General features: G+C 42.9%; 12 protein-coding genes. 7 read left to right on the top strand and 5 right to left on the bottom strand.

Annotated features, from left to right (window positions below; translation table 11 throughout):
- Window positions 1-419 precede the first annotated feature (419 nt).
- Complete coding sequence (locus tag HC733_RS17150; protein ID WP_190366236.1) at window positions 420-773, top strand: hypothetical protein; 354 nt, start codon at window positions 420-422, stop codon at window positions 771-773.
- A gap of 21 nt (window positions 774-794) precedes the next feature.
- Here the strand turns inward: HC733_RS17150 and HC733_RS17155 are convergent, their stop codons facing one another.
- Window positions 795-2,312 carry a response regulator gene (locus HC733_RS17155; protein WP_190366237.1) on the bottom strand — a complete coding sequence of 506 codons (1,518 nt, stop codon included), beginning with the start codon at window positions 2,310-2,312 and terminating at the stop codon, window positions 795-797.
- 171 nt (window positions 2,313-2,483) lie between these two features.
- Here HC733_RS17155 and HC733_RS17160 point away from each other — a divergent pair, with 171 nt between their 5' ends.
- The 3 genes from HC733_RS17160 to HC733_RS17170 all read left to right on the top strand — a co-directional run bounded on the left by HC733_RS17160 (window position 2,484) and on the right by HC733_RS17170 (window position 9,728).
- The gene (locus HC733_RS17160; RefSeq protein ID WP_190366238.1) at window positions 2,484-8,060 is read left to right on the top strand and encodes a two-component regulator propeller domain-containing protein; all 5,577 of its coding nucleotides are present in this window, start codon (window positions 2,484-2,486) and stop codon (window positions 8,058-8,060) included.
- A 160-nt stretch (window positions 8,061-8,220) separates the two neighbouring features.
- Window positions 8,221-9,036, top strand: coding sequence for a 3-deoxy-manno-octulosonate cytidylyltransferase family protein (locus tag HC733_RS17165; RefSeq protein ID WP_190366239.1), 816 nt, complete (start codon window positions 8,221-8,223; stop codon window positions 9,034-9,036).
- Between the two features lie 47 nt (window positions 9,037-9,083).
- Window positions 9,084-9,728 carry a histidine phosphatase family protein gene (locus tag HC733_RS17170; RefSeq protein WP_190366240.1) on the top strand — a complete coding sequence of 215 codons (645 nt, stop codon included), beginning with the start codon at window positions 9,084-9,086 and terminating at the stop codon, window positions 9,726-9,728.
- Window positions 9,729-9,790: 62 nt separating this feature from the next.
- Here HC733_RS17170 and katG read toward each other — a convergent pair whose 3' ends face one another.
- The 4 genes from katG to HC733_RS17190 form a co-directional block, all read right to left on the bottom strand.
- Complete coding sequence (katG, locus tag HC733_RS17175; RefSeq protein ID WP_190366241.1) at window positions 9,791-12,001, bottom strand: catalase/peroxidase HPI; 2,211 nt, start codon at window positions 11,999-12,001, stop codon at window positions 9,791-9,793.
- Window positions 12,002-12,164: 163 nt separating this feature from the next.
- A complete protein-coding gene (locus HC733_RS17180; protein WP_190366242.1) occupies window positions 12,165-12,542 on the bottom strand; it encodes a VOC family protein in 378 nt (125 codons plus the stop codon).
- Window positions 12,543-12,610: 68 nt separating this feature from the next.
- Window positions 12,611-13,006 (bottom strand): YbaN family protein, encoded by a 396-nt coding sequence (locus HC733_RS17185; protein ID WP_190366243.1) that lies wholly within the window; start codon window positions 13,004-13,006, stop codon window positions 12,611-12,613.
- A gap of 113 nt (window positions 13,007-13,119) precedes the next feature.
- The gene (locus tag HC733_RS17190; protein WP_190366244.1) at window positions 13,120-14,340 is read right to left on the bottom strand and encodes a porin; all 1,221 of its coding nucleotides are present in this window, start codon (window positions 14,338-14,340) and stop codon (window positions 13,120-13,122) included.
- Window positions 14,341-14,527: 187 nt separating this feature from the next.
- Here HC733_RS17190 and HC733_RS17195 point away from each other — a divergent pair, with 187 nt between their 5' ends.
- From HC733_RS17195 to HC733_RS17205, 3 genes are all read left to right on the top strand, one after another.
- Complete coding sequence (locus tag HC733_RS17195) at window positions 14,528-16,486, top strand: methyl-accepting chemotaxis protein (protein WP_190366245.1); 1,959 nt, start codon at window positions 14,528-14,530, stop codon at window positions 16,484-16,486.
- A gap of 123 nt (window positions 16,487-16,609) precedes the next feature.
- Window positions 16,610-17,461 (top strand): D-hexose-6-phosphate mutarotase, encoded by an 852-nt coding sequence (locus tag HC733_RS17200; RefSeq protein ID WP_190366246.1) that lies wholly within the window; start codon window positions 16,610-16,612, stop codon window positions 17,459-17,461.
- Window positions 17,462-17,699: 238 nt separating this feature from the next.
- Window positions 17,700-20,606 (top strand): TolB family protein, encoded by a 2,907-nt coding sequence (locus HC733_RS17205; protein WP_238937597.1) that lies wholly within the window; start codon window positions 17,700-17,702, stop codon window positions 20,604-20,606.
- Window positions 20,607-20,662 lie beyond the last annotated feature (56 nt).

The raw sequence follows: 20,662 nt of genomic DNA on the forward strand, positions 1-20,662 counted from the left end.
TCTATTGGATATATTTCACCAGCTCAATATGAAGCTGATTTCTATGATAATTTAAAAGAGTCAGGTAAAGTAGCCTGACTTAAACAACTAGTCTCCGATGAACTCGGGGCGATTCAGTATACGGTTTTTATTTGCCATATCAGTTCATTGTCGATAATTAAATTTGAATGGACTTAGTTTGAATTGACACCCTTTAAAGCGAAAGTTAATATTTGGTAAAAATATTTGGCTTTTATCTTTACGTGTAGTGTAATTGTTATTTTTCTAATGGCTTTATATTTGAAATGTTAAATGGCTTAGATGTTGAAGGTTTATCAGCCAGCTGAACAAATCTTCTGTACAGAGTTTGACTATGGCATTTGGGTCGAAATAAATAACTTATCACATTCTAGGGTCAATATGTGGAGGATGCATAAACGATGCAACCGGTTATAATTTTTATAGTTTTGATGGTTGTTGCGATCGCATTGGCGGTTGGCATGATTGTGCAAGGGCATGGATGTAACCGTCTTGAACTTTGTATTCGTCGTTGCTTTATAAAGGGTGACATTGAAGAGCAAGTGCCTGAAAAAATTCAACATACTGCCTACTATCTAATGCTTGAGTTGGGTGATCTGCTAGAGAGCGATAAAGATATTGAACAATACTACGGTGTTAAAACTGTTTTCAATCATGTTAGTGCTCTACGTGCTGAAACTCTAGGATATCGCGAGCAGACGACAATCCCAATGAGACCAGAAGCGCAGCCGAGTTATCTTAAAGTGATAAAATAAGCGCGATGCTAGTCAACTAGCTTACTTCCCTATTGGAAGGTGCACATACACTTCCGTGCCAAGGCTTTGATCTGTTCTAAAAGCCAGCCTTCCCCCTTGCTCTTCACAGAGTAGCCTTGCAGTATAGGTTCCCATGCCTAAATGTCCCGGCTTGCCATAACTGACGAATTTTTCAAAAAATTGTTCTTGAACTTGCTGTGGCACAGCGTCTGAGTTGTGTATTGTGATGACGATATGACCGTCGCTTTGACTGGCATTAATATTGATACTTGCTCTTTTACTCGATGCCTCTATGGCATTTTTTATGAGATGGATCAGCAGTGTATAAGTAAGAGTCTGCTCACCGAAAAACTGCAAAGTTTTATCTACAGAGGTATGGGCGCTAAGTTTATATTGGCTCAGCATGTTTGCTAAATTTTCTAGTACGTTATCAATGACCAGAGACAGATTATGAGACTGTGGGCTTAGTGTGTAACTGCCCTTTTCAATTTTACACAGTGCTGAAATTCCATCTAAGTGCAATTGTAGTTGGTTGCAACTGAATTTTATCTCATTGAGATAGTGTTTTGCTTGCTCTGGTTGATGTAAATGATTAGCCAAAAGGTCGCTCGCTTGCTTGATATGAGCAACGGGCTTGGACAATTCATTTTGATTCAAACTGTCAAACTCGTCTCTGAGTCGTGCATTCTCAAGCATGGTGTCGATTTGATCTCGCATCAATCTATTTGAGTGAATGTTTCTACAGTGTGCTTGCACTCTTGATTTTACTATGGCCGGATTGGCTGGTTTAGTAATGTAATCGACCGCTCCCAATGAAAGGCCTTTGACAACGTGTTCAGTTTGCTCAAGCGCGCTTAGAAAAATAACCGTAATGTGCTGGGTATTGGGATCAGACTTTAGTTTCTGACAGACTTGTAAGCCGTCCATTTCTGGCATCATGATATCGAGCAAGATAATGTCTGGCTGAGGCTCTACAGCGCATATTTGTAGCGCTTTTTTACCATTTAATGCCGCTCGCACCTTATAGTCTTTACGCAAAATATCACTGATCACTTTGATGTTGTCTGCAACATCGTCAACAATTAATACTTGGATCTGATTGTCTTGGTTTGGTTTTGCATCTTGTTCAAGCTCACCTTGATAGGCACGAATTGGTCGTGAGAGGGCGCGTTGAATTCGTGACGTTAGTTGCTTGCTAGAAAAGGGCTTGACCACAAATTCTGATACGCCGCATTGGATTGCTCGAACGACGTGCGATTGCTCAATCGTGGAAGATGTCATGAGAAATGGAATATTCGCGGTTCGAGGGGTAGTACGAACTTGTGTTAAAAAGTCGATCCCAGATACGCCAGACAGCTGCCACTCTGCAATTATCAGGTCAACATCGTGATAGGCAAGTTTATCAAGCGCATCATTGCCATGGGAGCTTTGAATGACCATGACTTCTCCGAACTCATGGAGCACTTTACTAATCATCGCTCTAAATGCTTCGAAAGGGTCAACGATGAGCACGGTCATTTTCTTTGAGGGAGCGTTCATGAATCCACTTTTTTTTCCAGCCAATTGTATAGTAATAGCATAAGGGCTAGCAGATGCATCATGAAGGGTAAATATCCTTAAATTAGTGAAATTACTGTTATAATTTTAGTTTTATGTTGGCCGACATCGGTCGTAGGTTATTACGTTGCGTGGACCTACCTTGGAGTGTTTGTGAAACCATCGTTCGTCGCTTTTATCTTATTGGCTGTTACGCTTTTTGCGGCTACTCAAAATAACGCCCAAGCACAAGTGGTAAGTCCTGAGCTAAAAGTGGAGCATATTTCGGCCTACAACGGGCTGTCTAATCCGCAAATTTACGCGCTAGCTAAGGACTCTAATGGCTATATGTGGTTCGCAAGCGCAGATGGCATTATGCGCTACGATGGCTACCAATTTGTTACCTATAAAAATGATGTAAACCTCGGTGATTCTCTATCCGCTAATAGCGTTTCAAGTATTCTTTTTGATAGTCAGGGAAGACTTTGGGCTGGTACATGGGGAGGTGGGCTCAATTTGCTCACGGGTCCCCAGTCGTTTTTACATCTTCGCCATGATAGTAAAAAAGAGGATTCATTAGGCGCGGATAAAATTCAAACTTTATTTGAAAGCCGCGATGGTACTTTATGGGTTGGTACTAATGGCGGTGGGTTAAATCAATTACAAACTGATCAGCTCAGCTTTAAGCGCTTTATGTATGGCGCTGATGACCCAAACCACACTGGCAAGAATCGTGTTTGGAGTATTAGCGAAGATACGCAAGGGGGCATTTGGTATGGCACATCATATGGTTTGCAAAAGCTGGATAGACAAACCGGCCAAGTTACCAGTTTTGACATGAGTTCAAGTCAGCTAGACCACCAAGAAGTTCGACACGTCTCGTTTGATGAACAAGGACGAATGTGGCTCGCCACAAGGCGTAGTTTTGGTTTATTTTCACCTCAAACCGGCCAGTATCAAACATTTGACTTGCCTTCAGAGAGCTTGCCCAGTATTTCCAGTATGCTACATCATAACGGTGACATTATTTTGTCAACTTTTGCCGGTATTTATCGCTTTTCTTCGACCAAGCGTGAGTTTGTAAACATGCCGCACACGTCTGAGCTGGCATTGCTATCAAGTAGAGACGTTAGGCAGATCTTGCTAGATAAAACAGGGTTACTTTGGGCAGCAACGCGCTATTCGGGCGTGGTGAAAATTTATCCCGAGCCACCTATTTTTATCTCCCATCAGAATTATTTACAAGATTACTTACTATCTGGGTTATTTCGTCAAGTTCTGAGTATGGCTGAAGCTCGTCAGGGTGGAGTGTGGTTAGGTACGGGCAGAGGGCTCGTGCATTTTGACGCAAAACAGACGTTTACACCCTTTGCTAAGCGCTCAGAGCTGACGGGAGATTACCGGTTGCGCATCCATAAACTGGCACGCAATCAATATGATCAATTGTTTGCAGCAACAAATTTCGGTCTTTACCGCGTTGATGAACAAACAAATGAGTTGCATTTGGTCCCCTTGTTTTGGCTCAACGATGAGCGCCACTCTATAGAAGATATTGTCTTTGACCGTCAAGGCTGGGCTTGGCTGATCCTTGGTGGGCAAAATTCAGTCATAAGATGGCGGCTTGGCACGGATCAATACCAATCTTTGCTGCCCCATGTAGATGCTAACTTTTTATTTGTCGACAGTGAGCAGCGGATTTGGGCAGGAACCGATGGTGAGGGGGTGTTTCGAATAGAGTCAAATGGCCTAAACTCGGTTCAATTCATCACGCATAGTGACGAAGCGAGTTTGAGTAATAACTATGTGAATCAAGCAATAGAGTTTGATGGTAAAGTTTGGCTAGCGACTAATAATGGTTTGACCAGTTATGACCTAAAAAGCCGTCACTTTAAGCGCTTTAACAACACTACAATAGATACTTCATTTGTTGTTAAGTCAATGATAGCAGATAAAAAAGGGCTTTTATGGCTTGCGACATCAAGTGGTATATACAAGGTAGATACAAAAAATAACGTATTTCACCATTTTACCACCCATGATGGACTGGCAAACAACCATTTCTTGGTGCGCTCTCAAGCAATGGTCGAAGATCAGATCTTGTTTGGGAGTATTGATGGGATAACACGTTTCTCACCTGATAAAGTCAAAGTTAATACGGCTATTCCCAAATTAGTGTTTACTCAGGCGTGGGTGGATGAACAGCGAGTTGAAGACTTAAGTCAACCAATAATCATGAAGCCAAAAAATCATACGTTGTCTGTATATTTCTCAGCTTTGGATTATCAAGCTCCTACAGATAACCGCTATCGAACGTGGTTAGTTGGTTATCAAAATGGTTGGAGCGATATTACCGCAAGCCATAAAGTAACTTATCGAGATTTGCCTCCGGGTGAATACGAACTGCGAGTTCGGGGCAGTAATAATCATGGTGTGTGGAATGACCAAGGTATAGCCATCAAAATTGTGCGCGTACCCGCTTGGTTTCAAACATTATGGTTCCAAATATCAATGCCAATATTGTTAGTTATGATGGTGGCCAGTGCAATAGCTTGGCGTTTCAGGCGACTCAGCTTGGCTGGCATGAAGTTGGAGCAAAAAGTGGCTCAGCGTACGCAAGATATTATTGTGCTCGCAGAGGTTGGTAAGGATGCAGCTGCAAGCCATGATATGGGTAAAATTTGCCATACGATCAATGCTCACCTGTCTAATACTCTTGCCTTTGACTTTTTTGCGGTTGGGCTTTATCAGCAAGATGAGCAAATGATGGAGTTTATTTTTGCGGAACAAAGTGGTAACCCACTGTCGCTATTAGATATTGAGATAAGCAATAATAGCCTTCCTGAAAGCATCTGCATAAAACTAGGTACTGAGCTGTTACTTGATAATAGTGATACGTGGCAAGAGTACAATTTGCAGCCATCTGATAGCTTAAATGGTGCGCAGACCCAATCTGTATTTTGTATGCCTTTGGTTGTGGACGGCAAGGTGCTTGGTATTTTTTCGTTGCAATCAGATAAAGAGCAGGCATTTGGCGAGGCTCAGCTGAGTATTTTGCGAGTCGTTGGTAATCATTTGGCGGTAGCATTAGCAAACTCTTTATCCTATGGCGAGCTTAAAGATGCAGAGCAACGTATTGAATTGGCAATGCATGGTGCAAATGTGGGCACCTGGGAGTGGGATAGTTATAAAGATATTCTGCTAACGAATACAGTTTGGTCAACGATGCTGGGATATTTTGATAATGAGCTTGAGCAAAAACATGGTAAAGGGATAGCACGTTGGCGCTCACTGATTCATCCTGATGATTTTGATCATGTGCAAAATACGCTAATTGCATATTTTAAAAAGCAGTCATCTATGTTCCGCTGTGAATTTAGAATGCGCACTGCAGATGATAAGTGGAAGTGGATACTCAGCATTGGTCGCAGCTTTCACCAAGATAGCAAAACCCAAAAGCGCAGTATATTCGGTATTAATATGGATATTTCTGACGCAAAAACACTGGAGTCAGCGTTAAAACAGGCCAAAGAAACGGCTGAGAGTGCCACCCAAGCTAAATCTGACTTTTTGTCTAACATGTCTCATGAAATCCGTACGCCCATGAACGCCATTATCGGCATGAGTTACTTGGTGTTAGATACAGAGCTTAATCGCAAACAACGTAATTATGTAGAGAAAATCCACCGCAGTGCCGAGTCTTTGTTGGGGATCATCAATGATATTTTAGACTTTTCTAAAATTGAAGCGGGCAAATTGGATATTGAAGCTGTGCCGTTCTCATTAGAAGAGGCTTTATCAAATTGTATCGATGTGCTGAGCATTAAGGCTCAGGAGAAAGACTTAAAAGTCAGTGTGTCAATTGACTCGCATATTCCCTACCAGCTCAGTGGTGATCCATTACGTATTAGTCAGGTGCTATTAAATTTGGGCAGTAATGCCATTAAGTTTACTGAGCAAGGTGGCCAAGTTATGTTTAATGTCACCTTGGAGGAAAAAAGTCAAAATCAGCTCACGCTAGCCGTTGCAGTCATTGATTCGGGAATAGGTATGACGCAAGAGCAGCAACGTAAGTTGTTTGAATCGTTCAGCCAAGCTGACTCATCAATCACACGTAAGTTCGGTGGCACTGGGTTGGGGTTAGCCATCAGTCAGAAACTCGTTACCTTGATGGGGGGAAAAATTGAGTGTCAGAGCACCCCCGATATTGGCAGTACGTTTTCGTTCACTATTGCATTGCAATGCTTATCGGATAAGCTAATTGAAGCGCCTGAGCTGTTAATAAGTCACGCTTTAGTGGTGGATGACGATCAATATGCTAGCAGGGCTTTATCGCGCTACTTGGAGCATGGCAATTTGCACGTACAATGCTTTAGCAGCGCACAAATGAAACAAATAGAACCGTTGTTAACACAAACCGATATTTTGTTTGTTGATCAAAACTCTGAGCAACAATTATCACTTATTAAGAAGTTTAAAGAACACCGTCCCGATTGCTATGTTGTACTCATGGCCGATTATGATACTGAGCACCTGCAGCATATTGCTGCAAGGGATGCTAAGACGCTATTGCTGACTAAGCCTATTTTTCCAACTCACTTATATTCAGTAATGAGTAAGCTCGGTGGAGCAAGCATAGACAATCAAGACGTGCCGGTGGATCAAAATAATGAACAACCACTTCGCAACCTTAACTTACTTTTGGTTGAGGACAATGAATTAAATCAAGAGCTTGCTGTAGCATTGTTAACGAAGCATGGGGCGCAAGTTGAGGTTGCAAGTAATGGTCAACAAGCGTTAGATATTTTAAAAAGCCACTCATTTGATGGGGTGCTAATGGATTGCCAAATGCCTTTAATGGATGGGTATGAAACAACCAAGCGGATCCGCACACAGGCACATTTAATAAATCTCCCTATTATTGCCATGACCGCGAGCGTTACAAAAGACAATCAGCATGCAGTTAAAGCATGTGGTATGAATGATATTATTTTTAAACCGATTAATATCGCTGACATGATAACGACGATAATAAAGTGGGTTTCGCCAACCAAAACTGTCACTGTCCCTGAAAAAAAGGATATTCATCATGATGAAATTAAAGCCTTTTCTGGCATAGAAGGGCTTGATCCAAAAGCCGGGTTGCGCATAGCTGATGGCGATTTTGCATTGTATATACAACTGCTGAGGCGCTTTGCGGACAAAGAAGAGGCATTTGTTCAACAGTTAACAGGTTTATTGTCTGAAAATGTACAAGATAACGGCAAAATTGCGCATTGGGTACATACATTTAAGGCGCTAGCGGGTAATATCGGAGCGTGTGAACTACAGCGCTTAGCCTCGGAACTCGAACACACATGTTTGCAAGGCAGTGGTAATATACTGCCACATATTGAGGCAATTCAACACAGCTTGCCAACTTTTATGCAGCGTATTAAAAGCGTATTGCGAAATTTAAAACCACACTACAAAGTGCACACTCATGCACAAGGTACTGCTACACAGCGCCAGGATACCACCCAAATAAAAAACAAATTCAAGATACTCAGTAGTATGCTTGCCGACAGTGACACTGGGGCAGCGGATGTGGTTGATGAATTAATCAGTTTACTGCCATATAAGAGCTATCAGCCCCAGTTACTAGAACTGGCGCGGCTCCTTGATGAATATGATTTTGAGAATGCGACTATCTTGATGCAGTTGGTGCAAACTCAATGGGTAGTTGAGCATTGTGATGATAAACCAAACGCTTAACTATGGCATGATGAGCGGTGCTAGTCAGCGAATGGCCCTCGTAATAATCGGCATAGGGTAAGACAGACCTTTAAAGCGAAGGTGCAGGCGTTCTATAATGTGCACAATTTAGGTTATTCATATGGTTTAGCCTTATTCAAATATTTTTAAGGACTTTTCAATGCATAAAACGTTGATAGTGATCCCTGCTAGATATGGCAGTACCAGATTACCGGGTAAACCTTTAATTAAAATAGCGGGCAGAGAGATGTTGTTACGCGTTGCTGATATCGCAAACCATGTCAGTAAACACCAACCACAGTGTGATTATGTGGTAGCAACAGATGATGAGCGTATTGTGCAATTGTGTCAGCAACATCAAGTGCCTTGTATGATGACGTCGCCAAAGTGTAGTAGTGGAACTGAACGTTGCTATGATGTATTACAGCAATTGACTGATAAACCTGACTTTATCGTTAATTTACAAGGCGATAATCCACTTTGCCCACCTTGGTTTATTAGTGGTCTGATTGAATCTTGGCGAGCGAGTAGCGCGGGCGAAGTATTCACACCTTATGTGGATTTAACTTGGCAGGAACTTGATAAGCTTAGAGAAGTGAAAAAGATCACGCCATTTAGTGGCACCACCGTACAGGTTAACAAAGATCAACACGCTTTAACCTTCAGTAAAAACATCATTCCAGCAATACGAAAAGAAGCAGACATGCGCAAGTCTTCTGAGCTTTCGCCAGTAAAACGCCATATTGGCTTGTATGGTTATACTGCAAAAGCGCTAGAGGCTTATTTTGCTTTACCTGAAAGCACCTATGAAAATTGTGAAGGTCTAGAGCAGATGCGCTTTTTAGAAAATGCGATGATTGTGAAAATGGTGCCTGTGAGCTATCAGGGTCGCACGGGGATGAGTGGCGTTGATAGCCCAGAGGATATCGAGCGCGCACAAGCCATTATTGCCACTGACGGTGAATACGAGCTGTAATAACAGCACTAACGGTTATCATGTTTAACAAAATTGGATAAGTAGTAATGACAACACGATTAATAGTGGTAAGACATGGAAACACTTTCTTGCCAACGGATACGCCTACACGAGTTGGTGCACGCACAGATTTAGAGTTGGTTGAGCAAGTCAAAGGCCAGTCTGTCGGTCATTACTTATTGGATAATAATCTAGTACCAGATACCGTATATGCAGGTCCTTTAAAACGTCATCAGCAAACTGCAAAGTTAATTTGCGGGGTGCTCAACATTGCTGAGTCTGAGATCCAACTGGACACATTTTTAAATGAAATTGATTATGGTCCGGATGAAAATCAAGTAGAAGAGACTGTAATGAAACGTTTAGGTCAGGGCGATTTAGTCCTTGGCAAGGCAGTAATAGACCGTTGGAATAGTGATGCCATAGTGCCGCAGGGTTGGCTGGTTGACCCTGTAGAATTGCGCGCAGGTTGGCGTTCATTTGCACAGCGCTTATTGCAAAGCCAAAAAAATAAAACCACCTTGATGGTTAGCAGTAACGGCATTATGCGATTTAGCCATGTTATTGACCCACAGTTTGCTTTTAGTGATCTAAAAGTACCAACGGGTGGTATATGCATTTTTGAAAATGACACAGGTAAGCCGGATGATTGGTGTTGTGTAGAGTGGGGGCTTGTGCCTAGTAAAAAGTGATAGCTTAAGCCACAACCAAACGAAAGGAGCACAGCAAAAGTGCTCCTTTATCATGTTAATACTTATCTAATATCAAATCGGTCGGCATTCATGACTTTGTTCCAAGCAGCAATAAAATCTTCCACAAATTTTAACTGATTGGCTTCGCAGCCATATACTTCGCTAATTGCTCTTAACTGCGAGTTGGAGCCAAACACTAAATCCACTCGTGTTGCTTGCCATTTCTGTTTCCCTGTTTTTCTGCAATAGCCGATAAAAGTATTAGCTTGTTTATTTTCTGGGCGCCATTGCGTATCCATATCTAACAAATTGACGAAGAAATCGTTGCTCAATATACCTGGCCGTTCAGTAAATACGCCGTGAGGTCGTTGTTCATAGTTGACGTTGAGTACGCGTAGCCCGCCTATTAACACCGTCATTTCTGGTGCGGTAAGTGTTAGCAATTGGGCTTTGTCTAGCAGTAGCTCTTCGGCGCTGACGCTGTACGCTTTTTTCAGATAATTCCTAAAGCCATCGGCAAGCGGTTCTAATACTTCAAATGATTCGACATCTGTTTGCTCGGAACTGGCATCGGTGCGCCCTGGTATAAATGGTACTAACACATCGAATCCCGCATCTTTAGCCGCTTTTTCGATGGCGACTGCGCCCGCTAAGACAATAAGGTCAGCCAATGAAATCGCTTTATTCGTGGTTTGCTCATTATTGAAGCGTTGTTGTATTTGACCCAGTAGTGAGAGGACTTTTTGCAGTTGCTCAGGCTGATTCACGGGCCATTGGTTTTGTGGTGCAAGACGAATGCGAGCGCCATTGGCACCTCCTCTGCAATCGGATCCTCTAAAGGTCGAGGCCGATGACCAAGCTGTATATACAAGTTCAGACACACTCAATCCTGATGCTAAGATTTGAGCTGCTAAGTGATCGATATCTCGCTGATCAACCAATTCATGTGTTACAGCTGGGATCGGATCTTGCCATAATAAATCTTCATCGGGGACTTCAGAGCCTAAGTAACGTGATTTTGGGCCTAAGTCGCGGTGAGTGAGTTTAAACCATGCGCGTGCAAAGGCATCTGCAAAGGCATCTGGATTATCATGGTAATATTTTGATATTTCGCGATATTTTGGATCTTCACGCATTGCCATATCCGCGGTTGTCATCATGATACCAACTCGTTTATTGGTATCCTCCGCATCTGGAGCATGATGCTCAGGTGCAAGTTCTACGGGTACCCATTGATTTGCGCCTGCGGGGCTTTTTGATAAAGTCCATTGGTAGCCAAACAACATGTCAAAATAGCTGTTGTCCCACTGTGTGGGTGTTGGCGTCCAAGCACCTTCAATCCCGCTAGTAATGGTATCTGAGCCATAACCACTACCATATTGGTTTTGCCAACCAAAGCCCATTTCTTCTATTGGCGCCGCTTCTGGTTCTGGTCCAACATGGGAGTCTGAGGCTGCTCCGTGACATTTACCAAAGGTATGCCCACCCGCTGTCAGTGCCACGGTTTCGGCATCATCCATGGCCATGCGCTTGAAGGTTTCGCGAATATCTTTGCCTGAGGCGACTGGATCTGGGTTGCCATCAGGCCCCTCGGGATTGACATAAATCAGGCCCATTTGCACGGCAGCTAAAGGGTGTTCAAGCTCTCTATCACCACTGTAACGATTGTTATCCAACCATTCTTTTTCTACACCCCAGTAAATGTCTTCTTCAGGTTCCCAAATATCCTCTCGGCCACCGGCAAAGCCAAAGGTTTTCAAGCCCATAGACTCTAATGCAACATTGCCCGCTAATATGAAAAGGTCGGCCCAAGAGATACTATTGCCATATTTTTGTTTTACTGGCCAAAGTAGGCGCCGAGCTCTATCCAAATTGGCATTATCAGGCCAGCTATTTAATGGTGCAAAACGTTGATTACCGGTTGCAGCACCCCCTCTGCCATCGGCAGTACGATAGGTCCCCGCTGCGTGCCAAGCCATTCGGATCATAAAAGGGCCATAATGGCCAAAATCAGCTGGCCACCAAGCTTTTGAATCGGTCATTAAGGTGTGCAGGTCTTGTTTGACTGCACTTAAATCTAGTCGGCTAAAGGCTTTGGCATAGTCAAAGTTTGCCCCAAGAGGATTGGCTTTTTGGTCATTTTGATGAAGAATTTTGAGGTTTAGTTGGTTCGGCCACCAATCTGTATTTTTAGTGCGATTATCACCAACACGCGTATTGCTGCCATGCATAACGGGGCATTTCCCAGTTGTTATTTTGCTGTTTTGATCCATGCTCTTACCCTTTTAGACTAAAATTGTACGTAACTTTCTTGCTCGTTATTTGCGGTGCTAACTAACAAGCATTGACTGTATTTTAGACTATAGATATGAACTTATTGGATTGACAGTGACTTATCTCGATTGCTGTATTCGGTTTTTTTCATGGAAACCTTAATTACTTGCGCTTCTCTACTCGCCACGGTGGATTTAAACGATTTTCACCTGCCCAATAGAGTTTTATCTTATTACCACTGGGGTCTTGTAGTTGTGCCTCACGCCATAAATAACGCTTGTCTTGAGGAAGCTCAGTAAACGTGATGCCCTTTTGCTGCAGTTGCTCTACCCATTCATCAAGCTGTTCATGCTCAAAATAAATCGTCACACCATGTTGTTGCGGGTTCTCGTTTAAAGATAACGAGAAAGTGGCACCATTAGGGCACTCGAAACGCGCGTAATGCTCGGTGTCTACGATTTGTAAAAAACCGAGTACACGATAAAAGTGGGTGCACTGCTGCATATTATGAACGGGAAGGGTGACTTGGTTTAAATTCATGGCAAATCCTTTTTGTGAAAGAGATGTGCATTATACAAAAAAGTGCTGCTTAAGAAATGTTGACTGATTTATTTCATCTTAGCGGGTATAGGTGGCTGCGATGGTTTTGAGAAAATATAGGCGATAACCAGTAACTCGCACAATGCGACAGTGATTAACACCCAAACTGCTGGCTGGCTAAACAGCAATGCCACAAAACCCAACGACATACCGAGCAAAGCATAGTATTTGCCTTTCGTGGGGATCACTCGATGTTCATGCCATTGTACAAGAGTTGGACCAAACTTTTTGTGTGTCAGTAACCAATTGGCCAACTTAGGGTTGGAGCGTGTAAAACAAGCCAGTGCCAAAATAAAAAAAACGGTGGTTGGCATTACAGGTAATACAATGCCAATGAAGCCTAAGCCAACAAAGCCAATGCCTGCAACATGAAGCCAAAAACACCGATTAAAAAGTTTTGCCATAGCTGCGCTCACGCAAAAATTGGGTAGTTAAAGCTTATCATATAGTAATAAGTTTGCGAGTTTTGCAGCAGTCATAAAAGGTTTGTTCTTTTATGACTGTTGTACAAAGAGTGTTAGAAATAGTAACCGATATTGATATTAAAGCGCTGCTCAGTATCATCACTGTCACCGGCGATCGAGCCACCAACAAAAGGTTGGTTTTTTGCATTCACAAAGTCAAAATAGGTGAAAAAGCCACCTGCTGCGACGGATACCCCAGTGACATTCATCCACGTGTTTTCAGTATGATCAGACTTGTCGTAGATGATGCCAAAGTCATTGTAAAATTGCAGTCCGGTTATTGCGCCCCACTTGATAGGTAAACTATAAGCCACATTTAAGTTAGAGGTAGTTGCTTCGGCAGCCATACTGTCATAAAACGCGTAAGCACCGACAGCCATACGCTCAACACCATCAATATCGTAATTATATTCACCATGTTGAAGCTGAAAGTTCCATGGGCCGATATTACTGTTAATGTGCACTGCCCAAGATTGGTAATCACCGGCACGTTCTACACCGTTGTGAAGGCCACCAGTTTGACCAGAAAAACCGACTTCAGTTGTGCCACTTTTATGTTTGAAATGATAGGCATAACGTCCTGCAAGCGTGTTGTATTCACCCAAAGGTTGAGCAGGGTTGTCATAGATACCATCACCGGCTTTACGATAACCGACGATGTCATATGAGTAACGGTCATTGCGGTCTTCTACATAACCATCCACACCGCCTAACTCGTCATTTTTGAAAAAGCCAATATCTAACTGCCAGTTATCTTTGAGCTTACGCTTAAACAACAGCCCTAAATCGTGGTCATCTTCAAGACCTATGTAGTAAGTCGTATTGAAGAAATAGTTGTGTGAGTTATAGGGCCAATTGCCGAAAGGTACTTTGGTTATGCCTGCTTGTACTTGCCAATCTTTGGCAAAATCATAGCCAACATAGGCATATTTTACGGCGCTCATGTAGTCAAAAAATCGGATTTCGGCATTAAGCTGGACATTGCCGATATCACCTGAAAAATTAACCCGAAATACATCGAAGTCGAAGTCTCCACCACGATTTTTATTACCATCGTTATATGAGGTATGGCTAAAGTTAGTACGCACTGCGCCGCCAACTTTGATGCCGGATGTTTTATCTTTCGGTTTTTGTTCTGACTTTTGTTCAAGTTTTTGGATCTGCTTTTGTAAGTCTGCAAGTTGTTGCTTTAACTTGGCTATTTCCCCATCGTTTGCTTGAGCAAAAGCTGGAAGGAGGCTCATTGCGAGCGCGAGAGGTGTTAGTTTATGCATGGTTACCCACTTTTGAGTTACTGTGATAGTTACTTGTCTTTAATAGGGTAGACTATTTTGCAGCGTTAACTCAAATTAGAAACACGAAGTTATTGCCATAAATTCATATAATTACGTTCCGAATGCTTGACCATATCGGAAATCGCTAACTATATTTTGATGATGAACTTTTGAAGTTGGTGTGGGTATGAGAATTTCGCAAAAGCTACGCTTGGCATTTATGTCTGCAATTGCGTTGCCGTTAATCATAATTGCTGGGCTGATGATTTCACAAACCCGCCAAGTGTCCTTGGAAAGCTTCACTGAGATGGCCAACCGAGAGGCATTACAAATCGATAATGGCATCTCGATGTTTTTCTCTGAGATTGCGAAAAACGTTAATTATCTCGCCAGCCACCCTGATGTGATTGCCGCTCGTTCAGGGGTAGAAAGCTATTTTGATAAAAGTACAACAACAAACCTCAGCTCTTTGCAAAACTCACCGATTGAAAAAAAAGCTTATCAAGTATTTGAACTGTTTGGGCAGACTCACCCAGGTATTGCCTACATTTACATGGGGAATACGGAAGGTGGCTATATTCAATGGCCTCAAGGGGAAGTAAACGCAGGATATGACCCACGTACAAGGCCGTGGTATCAAACCGCTGAAGGGGCAACAGATAAAGCTGTGCGCACTAATGCGTATTATTGGCCACCGGATGATATGGTGATCGTGTCGACCGCAAGGGCCATCATGGAAAATGGCCGACTCATCGGTGCGCAAGGTATGGATGTGTCACTCAATGACCTAACAGGAATTGTTAAGAAAATCCGCTTAGGAGAAACAGGCTACTTGGTCCTTGTTGAAAATACCGGCACAGTGCTCGCTGATGCAAAATATCCAGAGCATACGTTTAAGGCATTTGACGAAGTTGCAAATGGCGTATTTAGTCCCATAGCTAAATTTGACAGTGGATTGCACGAAGTGAGCCTTGAAGGAAAAGCTTACTTCGCCAACATTTACACATCAAAATCATTGGGTTGGAAGTTTATAGGCTTAGTGCAAAAAGGTGAAGTGATGGCGTCAGCTAATGCGATGACGTTAACCATAGTGGTGTTAAGTGCGATTCTCATCGCTGTTTTTGTTGCGCTAGGGACGTATATTTCACGGTTGATTTCTGGGCCTATTACCGAGGTGAGTGATGGATTGACGGTGATTTCCCAAGGTGGTGGCGATTTAACGCAACGACTAGACATTAAAACCAAAGATGAAACAGGAAAACTCGCCAATAGTTTTAATCTATTTCTAAATTTGATTGCGCAGTTGGTAACGCAAATCAACCTGTGTGCACAGCAGGTGACGCATACCGCGCAAGAAACATCTTCACAAGCGGCTGAATTGACCGAGTCAACATCACAGCAACGACAAGCGCTGGAAATGGCGGCTACAGCGATTAATCAAATGGCGGCAACGGCGAATGAAGTCGCTGCAAGTTGCGCTAATGCTGCAGAGCTTGCATCGCAAACACAGCAAGCGTCTGAACTTGGACAAAGTGTTATTACGCAAACGGTTGACAGTGTGGCGGAGCTGTCATCGGTGATCACCGATGCTAATTCTAATATTACTCAGCTTGATAGTGAAAGTGAGAACATCATGTCAATATTGAGTGTGATCCGTGGCATTGCCGAGCAAACTAACCTACTTGCGCTCAATGCTGCAATAGAAGCAGCAAGAGCTGGTGAGCATGGCCGAGGGTTTGCTGTAGTTGCTGATGAAGTACGGGCACTGTCACAGCGCACCTCAGAATCAACCGAAGAAATAGCATCGCAATTAGATAAGCTACGCAAAATGACCGAGCAAGTGTCACAAGAGATGCGCAAAAGCCTGCAAAGAACAGAAAATGCAGTGCAACTAAGCCAGTCTGCGCAGACTCAATTTGGTGATATTACCAAGTCCATTCAAACCATTAGCGATGTAAATATGCAAATCGCAACGGCCGCAGAAGAGCAGCAGCATGTTGCTGAAGACATCAGTCGCAATGTAGTAGAAATAAAAAATGCCGCAGACAATGTCACAGAAGTTGCCGCGAATGCCGCGCAAAGCGGTGAAAAAATGAATAAGTTATCTGTAAAGCTTTCCAATCTTGTCGGTCAATTTAAGGTATAACCGTTTTACCTCACGCTAACGGCGAATGATGAAAAACCTTCATTATTCGCCGTTATTTATTTACTCATAGCGCATGTTTTCGGTAATGTAGGGCCAGTCATAGACTCAACAATAAGGTGAAAGATGGAATTATCAGCATCCGTGTCTATTCAACATACCGACAGCGGTCTTGAATATATCAACGTTGACAGCCCACTTTGCTCTGGCAAGGTATTTTTGCAAGGGGCTCAGCTGAGCGAATTTACACCCAAAGGAAAAAACAGTTTAATTTGGGTGTCTGCTGATGAAGATTACCAAGAGCGAAAACCAATAAGAGGCGGTATTCCAATTTGTTGGCCTTGGTTTGGGGTTCATGAAAAAGCAGATTGGCCTATTCATGGTGTGGCACGTAAATTGTTATGGCGTGCTGAAGAGGTGAATGAGTTTAGCGATCACATTGTGGTTCGTTTGTCGTTACCGATGCGTTTAGTGGATGAAACTTACTGGCCTTATAAATCCAAATTAGAAGTTGAGTTTCGTTTTTCAGAGCAACTGGAAGTGCGATTAACAAACACCAATCTGGGTGATAGTGCGTTTACGCTATCGCAAGCTTTGCATACTTACTTTCCTACCTCTGAAATTGAGCGAACTAAGGTTGATGGCTTGCAAGGTGCAAGTTATATCGAATTCAATGAAGGACCATATATTCAACAGGATGTGGTTGGCTTCGCGCGTGAGACCGATATGGTATATACCCAAGCTGGCACAACGCAAACGATCCATACTCCTGAGGGGGTCATTGAAGTGACAAGAGAGAATTCAAACTCCTGTGTTTTGTGGAATCCTTGGATTGAAAAATCAAAACGCTTAAGTAACTTCCGAGATGATGAATATCACACTATGTTGTGCTTGGAAGCGGCGAATGTAATGAGTGATATGGCTACTGTAGAGCCAGGTCAAAGTCATACGCTTGCAACCGTTATTCGTTGGCTGTAGGTTCGATTTTCCTTTAGCAAAGCGTATCCCTACTGCTCTAGGTGGGGATACGTAATGATTACTTTATATCAATCACTTACGGTGATTTTCTGACTTGTATATACAGCCCAATTTTAATTCTGTATTTCATCGTTTTACCTTTACACCGAGTTTGTCATCAACGGTTACAATTTAATGCAGCGGCAAAGATACTTTGTGGGCATAATTTGCACATAAAAATCAATAAGGTCACGGAATTATGCGCTTAAGATTACTTGTTGCCAGTTGGATTACCTTTTCGAGCATGTTCATCATGCCAGCTTGGGCAGCACCTAAGTGGTTTACGCTAAATACTGAACACTTTAATATTCATTACACGCAGGGTCACGAAGCGTGGGCACGCTCAGCTGCACAAGAACTTGAAATAGTTAGAGATAAAGTGTGGCAGCAGCAAAAGCGTGTGCTTGCAGGTAAAGCGGATGTAGTGGTGTTTGACCCCAGTCATGCCGCGAATGGATTTGCTCTACCAAGCACAGACAACCCGCTTATGGCCTTATTTACCACGCCACCTCAATCAGACAGCGTTATATCAAATCATGCCAGCTGGCAGCAGCTATTAATCCTTCATGAGTACATTCATTTGGTACATTTATCGCAGCCAAGTCGACATCAATGGCGGCAAGCTTTTCGTGATACTTGGGATTTATATGATATTTCTCAGGCGATGATGCCTCGTTGGGTTGCCGAAGGGTATGCCACATTAATGGAGTCAAAAATGACTGGGCGTGGGCGAATTTATGATAATTTTGGTGAGGCGTTATTAACAGAGCTTGCTCAGCAAGGGGCACTTTTATCGTACGCTCAGCTAAATGAGGGGAACGATGAATATTACTCAAAATCCATGGCGTACTTGATAGGCGGACGATTTTTAGCCTGGCTTGAACAGCGTTACTCAGAGCAAATGCTTGATGCTGTCTGGACACGTATGAGAGCGGTGGAATCTCGAGATTTTAACAGCGCATTTTATGGCGTATTTTCCGAGCAACCGAGTACGCTCTACCGTCGCTTTGTGGCTGAGTTTACTTATCAAGCGATGGCTAAAGAGCAGCAAGAGTCGCCGCTTATGAGTGAACTTTGGCAAGATTATCAATATGCTGCGACGAGCCCTGTGCTCAGTATTGATGGCAGCAAGCTCGCAATTGTTGAAAGTGACGCCAAAGGCAGAGTAAGACTCAACGTGTATGAAACCAAACCTGACGCTGCTGAAGAGCAAAAGTTTATAGAAAAACAAAAAGAAATTTTAAGCGCTGATCCACAAGATATCGTAGATACTCGGCCAAAGGTCTTTGCGAAAAAGACACTTCATACACTAGAGCCAATAAACTTTTCGGGTATACGTTACCCGCAGTGGCGCGACGAAAATACGCTTTATTTTGTAGCATCGGTGAATGACGCTGATGTAATGCAAGTGCGTCGAGGCGAGTTATTTAGTTGGTCTCTTAACACTGGCAAGGTTGAACAATTAACACAAGGGGTTGCTATTCGCCGCTTCACACTCAGTGATGACGGCAATACTGTATTTGCCGAGCAGGTGATTAATGGTCATTCTGAATTGGTAAAAATTAACTTACGTGATCAAACGGTTAAGTCGCTATTTTCAAAGCAATTAAGTACTTTGTATGATTACCCAACTTTGCATAATGCACAGCAAAAGCTAGCCTATTTTAAACATACGCTAAACCAGAATTGGCAGTTGTATATACAAGATTTAAATACTCAGCAAACTATCCAAGTACCGATGCCTCAAGGTTATCAATATGCAACTCAGCCGAATTGGTCTAAAAGTGGTGAAGCGCTTTATTTTATAGCTGGCAGCGAAGGTCGTGTAGATATTTATCGATTCGAATTGCTAACGGGGGCTTTATACAGGCTAACGCAGGGCCAATCACTGTTTGCTTTTCCGATAGCACAACCTGATGGTGGTTTACTTTATTTATCAAGTGGTTTTGAAGGTAATGATATGTATCAGCTGCCAGCCACTTTACATGGTGAACTGGTGTATGAACTTGCTCCTCGCAACGAGAACGTATCTGAAAAAAGCCATATCAAAGGCACTAAGATAGAAGATAATACGGAACAATTTAACGCGTCAATTCGACTCCCAGCAGCAGAAATCTATCATTATGAAGCGGCTGTAAGTCCGTATGATATTTGGCAACAAAGCGCATCGTTGGTATTAGGGACACAATATGCATCTGCAAGTACTTCATTACTAAATATCGGCGTTAAAGGGTCTGACTTTTTAGAAAAACTAAGCTGGCATGCGGGGTTGAGCCAAGATATTGCAGGTAATGCGCTCAACGGGGTATTTGCCAAAGTGAGATATCAGCAAGGCGCGTTGCAATGGGATATGCATATATTTGATTATAAGTTAGATACCCAAAAACAACAGCTCCAAAGCCTTGGCGATACTGTGCAGCAACATGGTATTTATGGACAGTTTAGTCATAGTTATCAGTGGCAGCAGCTACGTTTGCAGGGGCAGTTTTCAGGATTGCTTGGTAAAGCCGATGTACAAGGGCAAAGCGTTGATCACCGCTGGTTAAGAGTGGGAGCGCAGCAGCTGTGGCAATATGACAATCAATCATTTGCCATTGGCCAAAAGTTGGCGAGCTTTTGGAGTGAAGGGGAAACCCACGGGCAGGACTGGCAGGGCCAAAATCTCGATGCCACACTATTTGGCAAAGTCTTTCATATACCCATGTATGTGTCTTATCAATTTGCGAAGCGACAACAACAGACTTTATATTTAGGTGGGTTTAGCTCGTCTTTGTTACCGCAAAATAGCATGGTAAACACCATTACTGCCCCCGACTTACCATTTTACGCCGCTCAAGGTCATCGATATGAGGGATATGGTGGAGCCATCACATTACAAGAGCAGTTTCCTTGGTTGTACTATCAACAACATCAACTTGATGAACAGGTATTTGGACAAAGCTATGGCATAAAATGGTCAATGGGTTTTAATGGTCAATCATGGTTAGGCAAATTTGCACCAGCTGGATTGAGCGATTTTCGTGTTGATTTGGGAGTAAGCCGAGTAGAAGGGGATAGCTTTGAAAATGAAAACAGAGCTTGGTTAGGCCTTTGGTACGATTTATAACTTAACTTGTGCTTAGTTAACTCAGGGAAAAGGCGACAGGAGATGTCGCCTTGGGT

Source organism: Pseudoalteromonas sp. S16_S37 (assembly GCF_014694405.1).
In the GTDB taxonomy this organism is placed as follows: domain Bacteria; phylum Pseudomonadota; class Gammaproteobacteria; order Enterobacterales; family Alteromonadaceae; genus Pseudoalteromonas.